Origin of the sequence: Pluralibacter gergoviae ATCC 33028 = NBRC 105706 (assembly GCF_001598855.1) — a bacterium.
GTDB lineage: Bacteria > Pseudomonadota > Gammaproteobacteria > Enterobacterales > Enterobacteriaceae > Pluralibacter > Pluralibacter gergoviae.
Genome location: NZ_BCZS01000008.1, coordinates 178654 through 197351, shown reverse-complemented (window position 1 = coordinate 197351; position 18698 = coordinate 178654). Strand labels below are relative to the sequence as shown.

Annotated in this window: 17 protein-coding genes; 12 read left to right on the top strand and 5 right to left on the bottom strand. The window is 58.2% G+C overall.

Features of this window, described 5'->3' with window-relative positions:
- On the bottom strand, nt 1-288 hold a 288-nt coding region (locus ENGE1_RS10980), incomplete at its 3' end, for a type VI secretion system contractile sheath small subunit (protein WP_162268894.1).
- A gap of 756 nt (nt 289-1044) precedes the next feature.
- Here ENGE1_RS10980 and mnmH point away from each other — a divergent pair.
- Complete coding sequence (gene mnmH / locus ENGE1_RS10975; RefSeq protein ID WP_048253650.1) at nt 1045-2112, top strand: tRNA 2-selenouridine(34) synthase MnmH; 1068 nt, start codon at nt 1045-1047, stop codon at nt 2110-2112.
- Nucleotides 2113-2159: 47 nt separating this feature from the next.
- Here mnmH and ENGE1_RS10970 read toward each other — a convergent pair whose 3' ends face one another.
- The 4 genes from ENGE1_RS10970 to ybbA form a co-directional block, all read right to left on the bottom strand.
- Nucleotides 2160-3326, bottom strand: coding sequence for a porin (locus ENGE1_RS10970; protein WP_048253651.1), 1167 nt, complete (start codon nt 3324-3326; stop codon nt 2160-2162).
- Nucleotides 3327-3677: 351 nt separating this feature from the next.
- The gene (locus ENGE1_RS10965) at nt 3678-4841 is read right to left on the bottom strand and encodes a porin (protein WP_048273139.1); all 1164 of its coding nucleotides are present in this window, start codon (nt 4839-4841) and stop codon (nt 3678-3680) included.
- A gap of 265 nt (nt 4842-5106) precedes the next feature.
- On the bottom strand, nt 5107-7521 hold the full coding sequence (gene ybbP, locus ENGE1_RS10960; protein ID WP_048253652.1) for a putative ABC transporter permease subunit YbbP: 2415 nt from the start codon (nt 7519-7521) through the stop codon (nt 5107-5109).
- Entirely contained in the window at nt 7518-8204 is a 687-nt protein-coding gene (ybbA, locus tag ENGE1_RS10955) for a putative ABC transporter ATP-binding protein YbbA (RefSeq protein WP_048253759.1), read from the bottom strand. Before ybbA ends, ybbP begins: the two co-directional genes overlap by 4 nt.
- Between ybbA and tesA the strand changes: the two genes are divergently transcribed.
- The 11 genes from tesA (at nt 8172) to ENGE1_RS10900 (ending at nt 18698) form a co-directional block, all read left to right on the top strand.
- Nucleotides 8172-8798: a multifunctional acyl-CoA thioesterase I/protease I/lysophospholipase L1 gene (tesA, locus tag ENGE1_RS10950; RefSeq protein ID WP_122984329.1), complete on the top strand. Its 627-nt coding sequence runs from the start codon at nt 8172-8174 to the stop codon at nt 8796-8798. The genes ybbA and tesA overlap by 33 nt on opposite strands.
- A gap of 28 nt (nt 8799-8826) precedes the next feature.
- Nucleotides 8827-9597 (top strand): SDR family oxidoreductase, encoded by a 771-nt coding sequence (locus tag ENGE1_RS10945; protein ID WP_048273140.1) that lies wholly within the window; start codon nt 8827-8829, stop codon nt 9595-9597.
- Nucleotides 9598-9654: 57 nt separating this feature from the next.
- The gene (locus ENGE1_RS10940) at nt 9655-10509 is read left to right on the top strand and encodes a co-chaperone YbbN (protein WP_043085522.1); all 855 of its coding nucleotides are present in this window, start codon (nt 9655-9657) and stop codon (nt 10507-10509) included.
- A gap of 154 nt (nt 10510-10663) precedes the next feature.
- Nucleotides 10664-11581: an SPFH domain-containing protein gene (locus ENGE1_RS10935; protein WP_043085523.1), complete on the top strand. Its 918-nt coding sequence runs from the start codon at nt 10664-10666 to the stop codon at nt 11579-11581.
- Nucleotides 11578-12036: an NfeD family protein gene (locus ENGE1_RS10930; RefSeq protein ID WP_048253654.1), complete on the top strand. Its 459-nt coding sequence runs from the start codon at nt 11578-11580 to the stop codon at nt 12034-12036. The genes ENGE1_RS10935 and ENGE1_RS10930 overlap by 4 nt, the downstream gene beginning before the upstream one ends.
- An 878-nt stretch (nt 12037-12914) precedes the next feature.
- Nucleotides 12915-13439 (top strand): fimbrial protein, encoded by a 525-nt coding sequence (locus tag ENGE1_RS10925; RefSeq protein ID WP_043085525.1) that lies wholly within the window; start codon nt 12915-12917, stop codon nt 13437-13439.
- 199 nt (nt 13440-13638) lie between these two features.
- The gene (locus ENGE1_RS10920) at nt 13639-16161 is read left to right on the top strand and encodes an outer membrane usher protein (protein WP_225823551.1); all 2523 of its coding nucleotides are present in this window, start codon (nt 13639-13641) and stop codon (nt 16159-16161) included.
- A 65-nt stretch (nt 16162-16226) separates the two neighbouring features.
- Nucleotides 16227-16976: a fimbria/pilus periplasmic chaperone gene (locus ENGE1_RS10915; protein ID WP_043085526.1), complete on the top strand. Its 750-nt coding sequence runs from the start codon at nt 16227-16229 to the stop codon at nt 16974-16976.
- 32 nt (nt 16977-17008) lie between these two features.
- On the top strand, nt 17009-17599 hold the full coding sequence (locus ENGE1_RS10910) for a fimbrial protein (RefSeq protein ID WP_225823506.1): 591 nt from the start codon (nt 17009-17011) through the stop codon (nt 17597-17599).
- 17 nt (nt 17600-17616) lie between these two features.
- Nucleotides 17617-18183 carry a fimbrial protein gene (locus ENGE1_RS10905; protein ID WP_158443174.1) on the top strand — a complete coding sequence of 189 codons (567 nt, stop codon included), beginning with the start codon at nt 17617-17619 and terminating at the stop codon, nt 18181-18183.
- A gap of 11 nt (nt 18184-18194) precedes the next feature.
- The gene (locus ENGE1_RS10900) at nt 18195-18698 is read left to right on the top strand and encodes a fimbrial protein (RefSeq protein ID WP_162268893.1); all 504 of its coding nucleotides are present in this window, start codon (nt 18195-18197) and stop codon (nt 18696-18698) included.

Here is an 18698-nt window from a genome sequence, read left to right as displayed (position 1 = left end):
ACGGAAGGTCAGGCGGATATTCTCTTCCCGGCCGTCGCCGGCGAGAGTATTTTCCACGGTGAGATTAACCTGCGGAGAATAATCTGAAAGCACTGCATCAAAGTTGTTTTTATTTATATTTACCTTCTCTCTCTCCGAGAGCGGCGCGTGATCCTGCCCGTTACTGAAGTCGCCGGTTAGCAGCAGTTTGAGTGGTAATTCTGTTTTCTTGCTTGCCCCGCCCGTATGCAGGTCAAGTTTAAGGTTGATGCGTGCCTTGGGCACCTCATTCTGAAAGCTTGAGGCCATTTCAATATCCTTCTGCTATTGCCATATGAAACTTTTGGGTGAGATTTACGCGAATACGATAATAGAACTATTATCCATTCAATATCAAACAAAAAGATCAAAAAACTACCACAAGAAAAATCCTAGAATTTTATACCAAAACAAGGTCAGGAAAATCCGGGAGAGGCAGGATAAAAACCCATGCCACTATTAAAAAAATAAATATCGTGCTCATTTAAACATTCAAGCAAAAATAAAAACAAGACTTAGAGAAAAGATGATATTAATCAATGAAATTATTCATTTTAAAAAACCTGACCGCAAATAAATTCACTCACCTTATATTTAGAAATCAATCAATCAAAATGACCAATAAACATCAGGTAAGATACTGCCGATGAAGTGGCATATCAGTGCATGAGTTTACGAAAAAAAACTGCACTTAAGAAAATCAGAAGAGTGATTGACTATAGAGTGCCTCCTCTCTCACTTTACGAAAAAAAAACAGAAAATACTTTTCAAAGGCTTCACTGCCTGCCCGGTACAATGAGTATGGACTCGAGTCAATGAACCACGATCAGGCTATCGCCCGATCCACTTATTACTGACAGGGTTAATGAGACTGCCACAGCCTGGGTATCCAGGGGTGAAATTGCCCTGAGAATTGAGGAGCTTTTTTACCTGTAGTTAACATCGGAGAAGCAATCGCCGTTCCTCTTCCCCACCCCCTCCCCTGCGCGTAGAATCCCCCCATGCATTTTAAAGAAGGATTGATCCATGAATGATGGGACGAATTTCCGCGCCATTCTCGCGGCGGAAACGCCGATTATCGACGTCCGCGCGCCGGTCGAATTTGCCCAAGGCGCCGTGCCCGGCGCCATCAACCTGCCGCTGATGGACGACGACGAACGGGCGGCGGTCGGGACCTGCTATAAGCAGCAGGGCGCCGATGCCGCCCTCGCCCTCGGCCACACCCTGGTGAACGGCGAGCTTCGCGCCCGCCGCACGGCGGCCTGGCGCGAGGCGCTTCGCCAGCATCCGCAGGCTTATCTCTGCTGCGCCCGCGGCGGGCAGCGCTCGCATATCGTACAGCAGTGGCTGCGCGAGGCGGGCGTGGACGCGCCGCTGATCGTCGGCGGCTATAAGTCCCTGCGCCAGGCGGCAATAGCGGCCATTGATGCCTGCGCGGAGCGTCCGGTAGTGCTGGTGGGCGGCTGCACCGGCAACGGTAAAACTCTGCTGGTGCGCGAACGCGCCGATGGGATCGATCTCGAAGGGCTCGCCCACCACCGCGGCTCTTCCTTTGGCCGCACGCTCAGGCAGCAGCGCTCCCAGGCAAGCTTTGAAAATGGGCTGGCGGTGAAGCTTTTGCAGCAGCCGGGACGGCTGGTGCTGGAAGACGAGGGTACGACCATCGGTGCCAATCACCTGCCCGAACCGCTGCGCCGCCGCATGGCGCAGGCCGGCGTAGCGGTGATTGAGGATCCGCTGGCGATCCGCCTTGAGCGCCTGCGGGAAGAGTACTTCACCGGCATGCAGCGCGAGTTTGAGGCCGCCTGCGGCGAGGAGCACGGCTGGCAGGCATACGCGGAGTATCTGCGCCACGGCCTGTTCGCTATCCGCCGCCGCCTGGGGCTGGAGCGCTTCGCGCAGTTCAGCGACAAACTGGAGCATGCGCTGGAGGTTCAGCACAGAAGCGGCGATACCGACGCGCACTTCGACTGGCTGCGGCCGCTGCTGGAGGCCTACTACGATCCGATGTACCGCTATCAGCTGGAGAAAAAGGCCGGATTGATTCTGTTTCGCGGCCGCTGGCAGGAAGTGGCCGACTGGCTGGAGGGGTAGCCTGATGCGCTGCCGGACGGACATCTCCGCCCGGCAGCGGCGGGCCGTCAGAAGTCGTAGCGCACGCGAACGTAGTTCATATCGCCGAGGTTGTCGGTACTGGAGGTGAACATGTGTTCATACTCTATCTGGAAGCCGGGCTGGAACTTGAAGGTCAGGCCCACACCGTTGTCGATACGCTTGTAGTTGCTGCCGTTGATATACTCCAGGCGGTCGCCCATGAAATAGGGCATGATCGCCTTCAGGCCGTACTGAGCAACCGGGAAAGAGTAACCCGCCAGATATTCCACGCCCCACGCATCGCCGGCGAAGTAGTTATTCACCGTTTTATCGCTCTGCTTGCGCACCAGGAAATTTTTATACCAGCCGCCGCCGGCGGTCAGAGTCCAGTTGCCCGGCTTCCAGCTCAGGGCAGTACCGACAATGTGCTGATCCCAGGTTTTGCTCTCGTTCAGCCCCGGATACCGCATATCGGCCCGGGTGTAGTTCCACGCAGTGCCCCAGAGCAGATCTTTGGTGATGTGGTAATCCACGCCCAGAGAGCCGCCGCCCTTACGCTTGTAGCTAAAGCCGTTGTAATTCTTACCGCTGTGCACGCGATAGTTGCTGTCCTCAAACAGATAGGATGCATACAGGTCAACGTTATCCACTTTCTTCATGTATTTCAGCGAGTCGCGGGCGTGATAGGTGCCGTCATAATCCCCCTGAATACCCACGCCAGGCGCCTGTGCCAGCATATCGTAGCCCCAGATATCGGTTTTCACGCCGATAACGTTGTAGTAAATGCTGTTCTGCTTACCGTAGGTGAGCGTGCCCCAGGTATCACTCTTCAGGCCGGTGTAGAGGTGGCGCAGCTGGGTATTGAAAGCGCCAGACGCATAGTGGTTATCCCAGTTGAGTATTTTCGGCAGGTTTACGCCAATTTCGTAGAAGCTGGTCCAGCTAATGTCGTCAAACAGATAGTAGTCAGCGGTGAAGCGGAAACGCGTTCCTCCGTCAAAGCCGTTGCGCTTATAGCCATTGGCGCCGTCATCGCCGGTCATGTTGTTCATCTGCGGACGAATGCTGCCGCCCACCTGAAAAGTCAGGCGGCTGAGCGGATCATTCGGCTGCGGATCGGCCTGGATAAGCGTTATCTCAGCGAATGTAGGGACAGACGCCAACAGAAGTGCTGCGCCCGTCGCTAAGGTGAGCGCATTGATTTTATTTTTCATTTTAATCCCCGGTTATTGGTACTTATTTACTGATAAAGAGTTACGTTCTGGCACTGTTATTTTAATAATCCACACATTACAGATATTTTTTTAAAAAACCATTTCATAAAAACAAAAATTACGTTTTTGTGCTATTGATCAAAAAAAATACCGTGCCGTAGCGGGGAGTTACATATAAACGCTGCAAATTGCACAGTTCGTCAGGGGTGGCCGTTGGAGAGAAAAACAGGGATATTCAAATAATTACTGGACGTTATAAATGGAAGTCGCTGCGGCGTAGTACGGGGAATAGTACGGTTAAAAACAAAAAAGCCCTGCGTTAGCAGGGCCTTTGAATAAGATCGTTGCCGATTAGAAATCGTAGCGCACGCGGACCAGGTTCATATCGCCCAGGTTATCGGTGCTGGAGGTGAAGACGTGTTCGTAATCAACGCGGAAGCCGTAATCCAGCTGGAAGGTAATACCCACGCCGTTATCAATACGCTTATAGTTGCTGCCGTTGATATACTCCATGCGGTCACCCATGAAGTAAGGCATGATGGATTTCAGCGCATACTGGCCCACCGGAATGGTATAACCGGCCAGATATTCAATACCCCACGCGTCGCCGGCGAAGTAGTTATCCACCGTTTTCGCCTTCTTGGTCACCAGGTAGTTCTGATACCAGCCGCCGCCGGCAGTGAAGGTCCACTGCTCCGGTTTCCAGCTGAAGGAGGTACCGACGATGTTCTGGTTGAAGGTGTTGTCTTCACCGGTATTGTAGTTCTTCATTTTGGCGCGGGTGTAGTTCCAGGCCGTACCCCAGGTCAGGTCTTTGGTGATGTGGTAATCAACACCGATGGAGCCGCCGCCCTTACGGTCGTAGCTAAAGCCGTTATAGACTTTGCCGCTGCGCACGTTATAGTCGCTTTCATTGAACAGGTAAGCGAGGTACAGATCGGCATCGCCAACCGTTTTCTTGTACTTCAGCATATTACGTGAACGGTAGGAGCCGTCGTAGTCGCCGTTGATACCGTTGCCCGGCGCCTGACCCAGCATATCGTAATCCCAGATATCGGTCTTAACGCCCACCACATCGTAGTACACGCTGTTCTGCTTACCGTAGGTCAGCGTACCCCAGGTGTTGCTCTTAAGACCGGTGTACAGCATACGGCGATCGGTGTCGGTTGCGCCTTTCTGGTAGTGGTTGTCCCAGTTAAACAGCGCCGGAATGTTGACGCCCAGTTCGTAGTAGCTTATCCAGCTAATGTCATCGAACAGATAGTAATCGGCAGCGAAGCGGAAACGGGTACCGCCGTCGAAACCGTTACGTTTGTAGGAACCTTTATCGCCATCGCCTGTCATATTATTGAACTGCGGACGAATACTACCACCGACGGTAAAATTGAGACGGCTCAGCGGGTCGCCGGCCTGCGGATCTTGCTTAAGTACGGTAATTTCTGCATGGGAAGCCAGCGAAGTCAGCGCCACGGCTGCGCCGACGGCCACTGCCAGCGCGTTAATTTTAATTTTCATTTACAATCCTTGGAAAAAAGATTTTATTTTGTTTGTTTCTGTACGGCGGTCATTAACGCACGGCTTCGTTACAGTCCAATGAACGCGTTTTTACACTTTTTTTTACGCACATTTACAGTGGGGATAGTACCGTTTTCACCACACTTTTTGCTAATCCATTTTTATTAAAAAGTGCGATTAAAAATGAAAAATTATTATTTTGTGCTCAATTCAAAAGAAAAGTGATGGATAAATACCCACCACTTTCCCACCTTACCGTGTCCTGTTAGCGCGCAAGCTGACGAAAAAGCCCCGTCCCCTTCAGCAAGCGGCTCCCCAGCCAGCTGCCGCAGGCGGCGAGCAGTATCGCGCCGCACAGCGGCAGCGTGACCCACAGCCGCCAGTCCGGCTGCCAGCTAAAATCAAACACCTGCCGCTGCAGCAGCCCAAGGGCCGCTTCAGCCCCGGCGGCGGCCACCAGCCCGGAAACGCCCCCCAGCAGCGCGAACTCCGCCAGCAGCGAGCGGCGCAGCAGGGCCTTTCCTGCGCCCAGCGTGCGCCATACCACCAGCTCCTGATGGCGCTGACGCATGCCAACCTGCACCTGCGCCATCAGCAGCAGCAGGCCGCACAGAGTCACCAGCACAACCATCACTTCCAGGGCGCGGCTGACCTGGCGCAGCACGTCGCCAACCTGGCGGAGAATGGCGCCGATGTCGAGCAAGCCTACGGTCGGAAACTCGCGGTTCAGCGCCGTCAGCAGTCCGCTGCCGCCGTTCCAGCGAAAGCTGGTCAGCCAGCTCTGCGGCTGATCGTCGAGCGCCCCCGGCGGGAAAATAAAGAAGAAGTTGGGCCGCAGGCTCTCCCAGTCGACCTGGCGCACGCTGCTGATGGTCGCGCTGAACGCCTGAGTATCGCCGCTAAAGGTGACCTTATCGCCCGGCCCTAAACCCAGCCGTTTCGCCACGCCCTCCTCTATCGACACTTCGCCCGCTTTCGGCGGCCAGGTTCCGGCGACCAGCGGGTTGTGCTGCGGCCGCTCGCGCAGCCACGTCAGGTTCAGCTCGCGGTTAAGCGCCTCATCGGGATTGCCGGCGGTGCTCCTGTCATTAATCGCCGTCAGCCTGGCGCGCACCACCGGATAAAAGGTCGATGGCGTAAGGCCGTGCCCGGCAAGAAAGTCCTTCACCGGCTCCGCCTGCTCCGGGGCAATATTTATCAGGAAATAGTTCGGACTCTCCGGCGGCAGCTGCTGCTGCCAGCGGTCGAGCAGATCGCCGCGCAGCACCAGCAGCAGAGCCAGCAGCATGAAGGAGAGCGAAAAGGCCGCCAGCTGGCTCAGGGTTGCCCACGGCTGGCGCAGCAGGCGGCTCACCGCCAGGCGCAGCGGCAGCGAGGTGAGCGTCAGCCGCCGCAGCGCGCGCAGCAGCAGCCAGCCGACCGCCCCGCACAGCGCGGCCAGCACCACCGCGCCGGCGAGTACCGCCCACAGCAGCATCGAACCGCCCATCAGCAGCGCCAGCAACAGCACCACGATGGCGCACATAGCCGGAATGTAGATTTTCAGCGGCCAGACGCTGGCCACCGCGTCGCGGCGCAGCACCCGCAGCGGCCGGGTGGCCAGCAGCAGGCGCCACGGCCGTACGCCCACCAGCAGCGAGATAATCACCATCGCGCCGACGGCCCACAGCCACGGCCAGAGGCTGGCGGCGGGCAGCGCCGCCGGCAGCACCGGGCGCAGCAGTATCAGCAGGACCTGCTCAAACAGCAGCCCCATCGCGCCGCCGGTAATCAGCGAAAGCAGCAACAGCATCGACCACTGGCCGATAATCAGCCTGCGCAGCTGCGTCCTGCCCGCCCCCAGCGTCTTCAGCACCGCCACCAGATCGTAGCGGCTGCGGCAGTAGTGGTTCATCGCCACCGCCACGGCGGCCACCGCCAGCAGCAGCGTCAGCAGGGCCGACAGCAGCAGGAACTGGCGGGAGCGCTCGAGGGATTTGCCCAGCGCGCCTTCGTCGCTCTCCGGGCTGCTCCAGCGCTGGTCTTCGCCCAGCTGCGGCAAAAGCCACTTCTCATAGGCGGTCATTTGCGGCGGCGCGCCGGCAAACTTATAGCGCCAGGTAACGCGGCTGCCGGGCTGCACGGCGCCGGTTTTTGCCACGTCGGCGCGGTTCATCATCAGCCTCGGGGCTATCTGAAAGGGATTAAAGCCGGCGTCCGGCTCCTGCAGCACTTCGCCGGCCACCTTCAGGGTGGCATCGCCCACGTCGATGCTGTCGCCGGTTTTCAGGTTCAGCAGCGCCTGGAGCCTCGGCGAAAGCAGGACGGTACCGGGCTGAGGCTTGAGCTCCGGCGGGCGGGTCTGCAGCTCGCCGTACAGCGGATAGACGTCATCGACCGCCTTAACGCTGGCCAGCTGCGGCGTGTCGCCCGCGTAGGTCATGGTCGGGAAACTCAGCTGTACGCCGACCCGGAGACCCAGCTCGCGGGCCTTCGCAAGCCATTCGGGCGCAACCTCTTTCGACGTGCGCAGCGCCCGGTCGCCCGCCAGAAAGTCGCGGCTCTGCTGGGTGAGGCCCTTCTCCATGCGATCGCTGATGCTGCCCAGGGCCAGCACGCAGGCCACCGCCAGGCTCAGCGCCAGCCAGACGATCAGCAGCGACGGCGTGCGCCATTCGCGCCAGAACCAGCGGGCTATCATGCTTCCTCCCGCAGCGTCCCGTCCACCAGCCGCAGGCGCCGATCGCAGCGCGCCGCCAGCTGGGGATCGTGAGTCACCAGGATCAGCGTTGTGCCGTGCTCTTTGTTGAGCGCAAACAGCAGGTCGGCAATGCGGTCGCCGGTCTGGCGGTCGAGGTTGCCGGTCGGCTCATCGGCAAACAGCAGCGCCGGCTGGCCGTTAAAGGCGCGGGCCAGAGCCACCCGCTGCTGCTCGCCGCCGGAAAGCTGCGCCGGAAGGTGGTGCAGACGCTTGCCCAGCCCCAGCTGCTCCAGCAGGGCTTTCGCCTGGCTGCGGCCCTGGCGGTCGCTTTCGCCGCGCAGCAGCGCGGGCAGTTCGACGTTCTCCAGCGCGTTGAGCGTCGGTACCAGCATAAAGGACTGAAAGACGAAGCCGACGTGGCGGGCGCGCAGGGCCGCCCTCGCCTCTTCGTCCAGCCGGTGCAGCGGTTGACCGAGCAGGTTAACTTCGCCGCTGCTGCCGTCGTCCAGCCCGGCGAGGATCGCCAGCAGGGTCGATTTGCCCGAGCCCGACTCGCCAATCAGGGCGATGCTCTGCCCCGGTTTGACAAGCAGCTCAACTCCGGTAAGGATGGACAGCTCCTGCTCCCCCTGACCGACGGATTTCTTAAGATGATGAACTTCAAGTATGTTTTCCGCTGGCATCTGCCTTTCCTGTTTTTGGTCCTGGTCACCTGCCGCGCGGCGGCGGCAGATACGCTGCTGGTGCTGGGCGACAGCCTGAGCGCCGGCTATCGCATGGCGGCGAGCGCGGCGTGGCCCGCCCTGCTTAATGAAAAGTGGCAGCCGGATACCGCCGTTGTCAACGGCAGCATCAGCGGCGATACCTCGCAGCAGGGGCTGGCGCGCCTGCCTGCCCTGCTGAAAAAGCACCAGCCGCGCTGGGTGCTGGTGGAGCTTGGCGGCAACGACGGCCTGCGGGGCTTTGCGCCGCAGCAGACCAAAGAGACCCTGCAGGCGATTATCCGCGCCGTGAAGGCCGCCAACGCCGAGCCGCTGCTGATGCAAATTCGCCTGCCCGCCAACTACGGCCGCCGCTACACCGAATCGTTCAGCGCTATTTATCCGCAGCTGGCCGACGCGTTTTCGATTCCGCTGGTGCCGTTTTTCATGGAAGAGGTCTATCTGAAGCCGCAGTGGATGCAGGACGACGGTATTCACCCCAACCGCGATGCCCAGCCGTTTATTGCCGACTGGATGGCGTCCCGGCTGGCCCCTTTAGTTAAACACGGCGGCTGATAATCGGCCGCCGTCACCAGGTAAAGTTATGCAAAAAACGGTGTTAGTGACCGGCTGTTCCAGCGGTATCGGTCTGGAGAGCGCGATTGAACTCCAGCGTCAGGGTTTCCGGGTGCTGGCCGCCTGCCGCCGCCCGGATGACGTGGCGCGAATGGCGACGCTTGGCCTGACCGGCATCGCGCTGGACGTCGATTCGCCAGAGAGCGTGGAGCGCGCCGCCAGGGAGGTGATTGCCCTGACCGACAACCGGCTGTACGGCATTTTTAACAACGCGGGCTTTGGTCTCTACGGACCGCTGACCACCCTGAGCCGCGCGCAGATGGAGCAGCAGCTCTCAACCAACTTTTTTGGCGTCCACCAGCTCACCATGCTGCTGCTGCCCGCCATGCTGCCGCACCGCGAAGGGCGGATCGTGATGACTTCGTCGGTGATGGGGCTTATCTCGACGCCGGGACGCGGCGCCTACGCGGCGAGTAAATACGCCCTTGAGGCGTGGTCAGACGCCCTGCGCATGGAGCTGCGCCACAGCGGCATTTGCGTCAGCCTGATCGAACCGGGGCCAATTCGCACCCGCTTTACCGATAACGTCACCCAGGGCGAAGCGGACAGGCCGGTGAAGAATCCGGGCATTGCCGCCCGCTTTACGCTGGGGCCGGAGGCGGTCGTGGAAAAGGTGCGCCACGCCTTTACCAGCCCGCGGCCGAAAGTGCGCTATCCGGTGACGATGGTCACCCACGCGGTCAGGCTGCTCAAGCGCCTGCTGCCGGACCGGCTGATGGACAAAATTCTGCAGGGCTGAGTTGAAGCGCCGCGCTTTGCCCCCATGTAGAACCTAAACTGACTAACGAGAATCCCTATGTCTGCACAGAATATCGTCAACATTACTGAAGCTAACCTGCACCAGACCCTGGACCAGTCGATGACCGTCCCGGTGCTGTTTTATTTCTGGTCTGCCCGCAGCCAGCACTGCCAGGAGCTCGACCCGGTACTCGACAAGCTGGCCGCCCAGTACAACGGCCAGTTTATTCTGGCCAAAGTGGACTGCGACGCCGAGCAGATGATCGCCTCCCAGTTCGGCCTGCGCGCCATTCCGACCGTCTATCTTTTCCAGAACGGTCAGCCGGTTGACGGCTTCCAGGGGCCGCAGCCGGAAGAGGCCATCCGCGCGCTGCTGGATAAAGTGCTGCCCCGCGAAGAGGAGCTGAAGGCCCAGGAAGCGATGGCGCTGATGCAGGAGGGCAAGCACGCCGAAGCGCTGCCGCTGCTGAAGGAGGCCTGGCAGCTGTCGAATCAGGAGAGCCAGATTGGCCTGCTGCTGGCGGAAACCCAGATCGCCCTCAACCGCTCTGAAGAGGCTGAAGCAACGCTGAAAACCATCCCGCTGCAGGATCAGGACACCCGCTACCAGGGCCTGGTGGCGCAGATTGAGCTGCTGAAGCAAGCGGCGGACACGCCGGAAATCCAGCAGCTGCAGCAGCAGGTTGCCGCCAGCCCGGACGATGCCGCCCTCGCCTCGCAGCTGGCGCTGCAGCTGCACCAGGTGGGCCGCAATGAAGAGGCGCTGGAGCTGCTGTTCAGCCACCTGCGCAAAGATCTCGGCGCCGCCGACGGCCAGGCCCGCAAGATGCTGCAGGAGATCCTCGCCGCGCTCGGCACCGGCGACGCGCTGGCGTCAAAATACCGCCGCCAGCTCTACTCTCTGCTGTACTGACAGGCGTTAGCGCAGATCGTCAAGCCTTCTCCCCGCGAGAAGGCTTTTTTATGGGCAGTATCCGGACGTTCACCCGGTGGTGGATAAAAGTTATACTGCCCGCCGTAGCCCGGTACGCCCGCCGTGCGCTGAAGCAAAAAACAGGAGGTTTTTGGTGCTTATCTTTATCCCCGTATTAATTTTTGTTGCCCTGGTCGTCGTCGCTGCCGGGGTCAAGATTGTCCCGCAGGGATTCCAGTGGACGGTTGAGCGCTTCGGGCGCTTCACCGCCACCCTGCAGCCGGGTCTCAATCTGGTGGTGCCGTTTATGGATCGCATCGGCCGCAAGATCAATATGATGGAGCAGGTGCTGGATATACCCTCTCAGGAGGTGATTTCCAAAGATAACGCCAACGTCACCATCGACGCGGTGTGCTTCATCCAGGTCATCGACGCGCCGAAGGCCGCCTACGAGGTCAGCAACCTCGAGCTGGCAATCATTAACCTGACCATGACCAATATCCGCACCGTACTGGGTTCGATGGAGCTGGACGAAATGCTCTCCCAGCGCGACAGCATCAACACCCGCCTGCTGCACATCGTCGATGAAGCGACCAATCCGTGGGGCATTAAGGTTACCCGCATCGAGATCCGCGACGTGCGCCCGCCGGCCGAGCTTATCGCCTCGATGAACGCCCAGATGAAGGCCGAGCGCACCAAGCGCGCCTACATCCTGGAAGCGGAGGGCGTGCGCCAGGCGGAGATCCTGAAGGCGGAAGGTGAAAAGCAGTCGCAGATCCTCAAGGCGGAAGGCGACCGCCAGTCGGCGTTTTTACAGGCCGAGGCGCGCGAGCGCTCCGCCGAGGCGGAGGCCCGGGCGACGCAGATGGTCTCCGAGGCGATTGCCGCCGGCGATATTCAGGCCGTTAACTACTTCGTGGCGCAGAAGTACACTGACGCGCTGCAGAAGATTGGCTCCGCCAACAACAGCAAAGTCGTGATGATGCCGCTGGACGCCAGCAGCCTGATGGGCTCCATCGCCGGCATCAGCGAACTGATTAACACCAGCAGCGGCGAGCGGAAAAAACCATGACAGAGGCAATTCTCGCCCATCCGCATATTTTCTGGCTGAGCCTCGGCGGCCTGCTGCTGGCGGCGGAGATGCTTGGCGGTAGCGGCTACCTGCTGTGGAGCGGCGTTGCCGCGATCGTCACCGGCCTGCTCATCTGGCTGCTGCCGCTCGGCTGGGAGTGGCAGGGCGCGCTATTTGCCGCGCTGACGCTGGTTGCCACCTGGCTGTGGTGGCGCTGGCTGAGCCTGCGGGTAAAGCGCCAGCCCGGCGCCCACGACCTGCTTAATCAGCGGGGGCAGCAACTGGTGGGTCAGACGTTTACCCTTGACAGCGCGCTCGTTAACGGCCGCGGACATATGCGGATAGGAGACGGCACCTGGCGGGTGGTTGCCGACAGCGACCTGCCGGCCGGCAGCTGCGTGGAGGTCCTCGCCGTGGAGGGGATTACGCTGCGGATCGGGGCGAGCGCGCATTAGCCAGAGCACATATCCCCCTTTTCTTCAGTCCCTGGAGAAAGGGGACGCTTTTTCTGCGCTTATCCTTCAGACAGCCCCTGCATCGGCTGCGAGCGCCCCGCTTCATCCACACGCTCCGTTCTGATGCACTCTGAATTTTCTGTTTATTTATCGGTAGCAGGCTAATTAGATAGCCCGCTATTAATAATTTTAACAAAAATAGCCTCAGCGCGTCCCCATCAATCAGTATGGAATAGGAATATTCCTCCTCAAAATGATTTTCTTCCCGACGTCAACGAGAAGTAAAAAATTGGCAAAAAATCTTTATCTCATGACAATTCCTAAAAACAACCGGCCATGTTTTAAATATGTTGCAAAACGCTTGCCGCCCACACCTTATGTTTACCGGTATCATAACGGGTGATTATACTTTCCGGCGATTAATTGTTACATATTAGTTAAAAACAAATGATGGTAAAATAAAAAACCACAATCAATGTATATAACAACATGTAATGTCACAAAATGGCGTAAAACGAATTTTAACACCTAAAATAAACAAAACATAAATAAAATCCAGATAGATCATCCACAAAAAAGTGGCTCTTCAGCAGATGTAACCACACCAAAGATACGGGTAACATTCAAATTAACTTGAACATATTATAAATCATGCAGTTGCACTCAATCTCGTCACATAAATACGTTAATTGACAGCTTTAGTCACTTTTTTTAAAAATAAGCCCGCCTGACTTTGATGCGTTAACAATAAGCATCCCCGTCAACTGATTTATAAAAAATAATGACAAAGTAATTACGTTCCGGCAGCAGCATGCACCGCGCTGTTGTACCCGCATTCTGCCGCTATTTGACTTAAACAATAACGAAGAGGTTTTATTATGAAGGTTTCAGCATGCGCCATAGCCATACTCTCAGGAGTAGTGTTCGCCGGAACGGCGGCGGCGGCAAAAGATGAGGGCCACGGGATTATTCATTTTAAAGGCGCAATTATTGATGCCCCCTGCTCTATCAACCCGGACTCTGAAGAACAGACCGTCAAGCTCGGCGCAATATCCAGCGCTACGCTGATAAATAGCGGCACATCTACACCAACCAGTTTCTCTATCAATCTGGAAAAGTGCGCCTTAACAACGGCTAAAAATGTCGAAATTACCTTTACCGGTATCGGGACGGAAAGCAACCCCGACCAGTTGGGGATTTCTGGCTCGGCAAAGGGGGCAACGATCGCGCTCACCGACGCCGCAGGTACGCCAATAAAACTGGGCACAGCCTATAGCGCCCCCGCGCTGCACGACGGTTCGAACCAGCTGCGCTTTGCCGCTTATCTCCAGGGGGACGGCTCTTCTGCGGTTACGCCCGGGGACTTTACCTCCATCGCTAACTTTACCCTGGCTTACAACTAATAAGCTCAGCCGGGCGCAATAAGGAAAGCGCGTCGGCCGATCCCGTTAACCATCGCACAACGCCCCGTCCCAGGAGGCACGGATGCTTCCACACTGAAAAAGCGCCTGCTGCGCTACTTCTGAAAAAAGCAGGCCAGCGGGTTATTTATTTTGAGCACATTGATGCTGTTTTTCGCCTGGAAAAGGTTGTTTCGTCGTGATGTCGAATATGTTCTGTTTACGTCAACGTCAGAGAGAGAATCATCGTCGCCGGCGCGCCGTTCTCGCGCCGCCGGTTGCCGCAACCCTGCTTATACTTATCGCCGGACAGGCTAACGGGGCCGGGCGCGGCGGCTACGTTCAATTCAATGCTGACATTCTGGATGTGAAAGACCGCAGCCATATCAATCTTGGGCAATTTTCCCGGGCCGGCTACCTGATGCCGGGCCTGTATCAGCTCACCGTCAGAATAAACCAGGCGGAGCTGCCGGAACGTTCGATAACGTTTATGCCGCCAGACGACGCTCCTCAGGGCTCTTCCCCCTGCCTGACGCAGGATCTGGTGTCTGCCATCGGCCTGACCGCACGCGCGATGGGCCAGCTCAGGTGGTGGCATAAAGGGGCGTGTCTGGACATAAAAAGCCTGCCGGGTATGCAGACTCGCGCCGATCTGGGCAGCGGAACGCTTTACATTAGCGTGCCCCGCAAGTGGCTCGAATATACCTCAGATAACTGGGATCCTCCGTCCCGCTGGGATGATGGCGTCCCCGGCATACTGGCGGATTATGATATCAACGCCCTGTCCATGCGCAGCGCCTCGGATAATGCTACCCAGTCCGCCAGTGGAAATGGCACCGTTGGCGTTAATGCCGGTCCGTGGCGATTGCGGGCCGACTGGCAGGCGCAGTATCAGCACCGCGCAGGCCGCGCGCGTCAGAACTGGCGGTGGAGCCGCTACTACCTTTTCCGCGCGATCACCTCGTTAAGCGCAAAACTGGTACTGGGCGAAAACTATCTTGATTCCACCCTATTTGACAGCTTTCTCTTTACCGGGGCCAGTCTGGCCTCCGACGATGCCCAGCTGCCGCCAAACCTGCGCGGCTACGCCCCTGAGGTGAGCGGCGTGGCGAAAACCAATGCCAAAGTTACCGTCAGCCAGCGGGGGCGCGTCCTCTATGAAACCACCGTTGCCGCCGGGCCTTTTCGCATCCAGGATCTTAATGATGCATTCACCGGGACGCTTGATGTCAGGGTCGAGGAGCAGGACGGCTCGGTGCACACTTTTCAGGTCGAAACCGCCAATATTCCCTATCTGACGCGACCGGGAACCGTGCGTTATAAGATTTCATCCGGCAAACCGTCAGATTACGATCGCCGCAGCCGGGGCCCGCTATTTACGGCCGGTGAATTCTCCTGGGGCATCAACAACGGCTGGTCGCTCTATGGCGGCGGGCTGGGAGCTGAAGGCTATACCAGCGAAGCGCTGGGGATCGGGCGCGATCTGCTCGCATTCGGCGCGGTCTCTGCAGACGTCACCTACGCCCGGGCCACCCTTCCACAGGGAGAGATCCGCCAGGGCAGCGCCTGGCGTCTGAGTTACGCCAAACGGTTTGCCGACTACGACAGCCAGATCACCTTCGCGGGCTATCGTTTCTCAGAGCGCCGCTATATGACGGTGCCGCAGTTTCTCAGCGCACGCTATCAGCACAGCGCCGATCCCGGGAGCAGCAAGCAGCGCTACACCCTCTCCTTTAATAAACAGTTTCGCGCGCTCAACCTCTCGACCTACATCACTTATAGCCATCAAAGCTACTGGGATCGGCCTGCCAGCGATACGTGGAACGTCTCCCTCTCCGACTATTTCTCCGCTGGCAATATCAAGGATGTCAGCCTGACGCTGTCGGGATACCGATCGCAATATGAAGGGAAAAATGATGACGGTCTTTATCTCAGCCTGACTATCCCCTGGGGAAGCGGCAGCACCCTCAGCTATAGCGGCCAGTTCGGGGCCGGGGAGAGCCAGCATGACGTCCGTTATTTCGCCCGTCCCGACAGCAATAATGATTACAGCCTCTCAGCGGGTACCACCAGCCGGGGGAAAAGCACCGCCAGCGCCTGGATAACGCACGAGGGCGATATTGCCGAAATTTCCGCGAATGCCAGCGCCACCGGCGGCCGCTACAGTGCCATCGGCTTTTCGCTGCACGGCGGACTCACCGCGACCGCGCAGGGCGCGGCGCTGCACCGAACCGTCAGTCCCGGCGGCTCGCGAATGATGGTCGATACCGGCGGCGTGAGCGGCGTACCGGTGCGCGGTAGCGCGGCCTTAACCCGCTCCAATATGTTCGGCAAAGCCGTCATCAGCGATATCAGCAGCTACTACCGCAGCAGTATCAATATCGACCTGAACAGGCTCCCCGACAACATGGAGGCGACCCGCTCGGTGGTACAGGACACGCTCACCGAAGGCGCCATTGGCTATCGCCGCTTCGGCGTACTGTCAGGCCGAAAATCGATGGCCGTCATCCGGCTTGCTGACGGCGGCGTTCCCCCCTTTGGCGCGGCGATCGCCAATCGCGATGGCATCCAGACCGGCATTGTCGGCGATGACGGGACCGTATGGCTCGCGGGGATCGTCCCGGACGCCTCCATGAACGTCCGGTGGGATGAAACAACAAAATGCCGTATCCGGCTACCCAGGGTACTCCCCCCCAGTCCGCTACGGTTGGTCTGCAGAGCGTGAGGGCCGGCATCGGGCGACGTATCAGGGCTATTAAGGTTTTTCCGCACAATACCTGGAGCAAGAGAATGAAGCTATATCCGATTTATCAGGCCATTGCGCTGTCGGCAGCGCTGCTGGCTAACGCGCATCCGGCTTCGGCCGCCATCGCGTTAGACCGCACGCGCGCCGTCTTCGATGCAAAGAACCGGTCTGAAACCTTCAGCATCAGCAATCAGAACAAAACGCTGCCCTATCTGGCCCAGGCGTGGCTTGAAGACAGTACGGGCCAGAAAACCGATACGCCGTTTGCCATCCAGCCGCCCCTGCAGCGCGTAGAACCCGGCGAGCAGAGTCAGATAAAAATTCAGGACACCGGAGCGGCATCCGCACTCCCCCGGGACAGGGAGTCCCTGTTCTATTTTAATCTGCGGGAGATCCCGCCGGTTAGCAGCAGGCCCAATACGCTGCAAATTGCGCTGCAGACGCGCATCAAACTGTTCTATCGCCCGTCGGCGCTGGCCTTCAAAGAGGGCGGGCGCGACATTCCCCAGAGCAAACTCACCCTGCGCAAAGAGGGCGACCGCTTTCAGCTTCACAACCCAACCGGCTATTACGTCACGATTGTTGAGGCCGCTGCGGGCATTAATCGCCCGGCGTTCAGCGACTTTAAGCCGGTGATGATCGCGCCGCAGAGCAGCCAGCCGCTAACGCTGCGGCCGGCGGCGGCCGGAAGCCATCCGGTCCTGACTTACATTAACGACTATGGCGGGCGGCCAAAGCTTATCTTTAGCTGCACCGGGCAGCAGTGTGCCGTTAGCGCAGTAAAAGCGGGCTGACGATTTGAACCATGCAGACAGGATCATATTCAGTGGAACGTCCCCGATATCCGCATAATCCAGCGCCACCTTGCGGTAACAAAAGTGATGCCCGGCGCCTGCTTGGCGCACGACTCATTATCGCCGCGCTCCTGATCGCCCGCGCCGGCTGCGGGCTGGCGCTGGAAAATAACCTGCAGATAGCCGGCAGTCTGGTGTCTCAGCCCTGCCGCCTCGATCCTGATTCCGCAGAACAGGTGGTGGACTTCAAATCAGTGCTGACCAAAGCGCTGTATAGCGAGACGCGAACCCGCGGAGTGCCGTTTACCCTCGTACTGAAAGATTGCGATATCAGCCGGGGCAGCAGCGCCACGCTGACATTTATCGGTACGGAGAGCGGGCAGTTACCCGGCATGCTGGCCGCATCCGGAGAAGGGGGAGCCAATATCGCCATCGGGATTGAGCAGAAAAATGGGGTCTATCTGCCGGTCAATACGCCAACCCCCGCATACCGCCTTACGGCGGGCGTCAACCGGATTGAGCTACAGGCGTTTGTTCAGGCCGACTCACGGGCAATCGTGCACCAGACGCTGCGACCGGGCGAGTTCTCGGCAACGGCCACATTTGCAGTGAGCTACCCCTGATGGCAACGGAGAAACGGATGAAAAGTAAGCGAATACGCATGGTTTACGCCGGGCTGATTGCGGGCCTGGCAGCGGGGGGCATCAACCTGCAGACGCTGGCCAGCGAAAGTAATCAGTACCAGATGAACCTAAATATTAGTGGCGCTATCACCGCCAATGGCAACTGCAACTTTGTGCAGAGTTACGACGATGATATCCGCTTTGGTGAGGTCAAATTTAAAACCATCGACGGCCAAAATACGCTTGAAGGAGATTATCAGCAGACCCTGAGTAGCGATATGAACTGCAGCGATGATATCGATGAAAATACGCAAATGATATTAAAACCGCAATCGGGCGTGGCGATGACCTGGCAAGGAGGAAAGCTGTTAGCCGTGCAGAATGCCGCCGGCGAAGCCATGCCCTCGCTGGGCATTCAACTGCTGGTAAACGGGCACCGGCAGGATATCGATACCTGGTTTGACGTGGATATGGATGCCCAGCCGAGTATTATCGCGAAGCTGGTCCAGACCGGCGATGGCGCGGAATTCCGCAGCGGAGAGACCTTCTCGGCCAGCGCAACGCTTACAATGGCTTTTAATTAAAGGTGGCTTCCGTGTTCAGATTCAGGCTCCGCTTGTGTACCGCTATTTTCTGTTTATCGACCGCGGCCGGCAGCGTTGCCGCCGGAAACGGCGACACTCTCACCGTGCTGTTTAGCGGCCATCTGCTGCGGCTTAATAAGCCCTGTACGGTAAATGATAATAAAGAGATCCGCATTGAATTTGGCAAGGTCGGTATTCATAACATCGCTGACGGGGAATATATCAGAGATATTTCTTACGCGCTTAAATGCAGCGGTATTGGCGATAACAGCCGGGTGTACATGACGATTAATGCCCCGACCACCGGAGATGATGCGCTCACCATGCGGTCTGATACTTCGGGCCTCGGCGTCAGGATCCTCCGGGAGGGGCAACCGCTAGCGCTCAATACCGCAATCGAGATTAATCCCGCAGCCCCGCCGCACCTTCAGGCGCAGCTGGTGGCCGACCCGAAAGCGCCGCTGGTACCAAAGGCGTTTACCGCCTCGGGCTCGCTGATTGTTGAGTATCTGTAA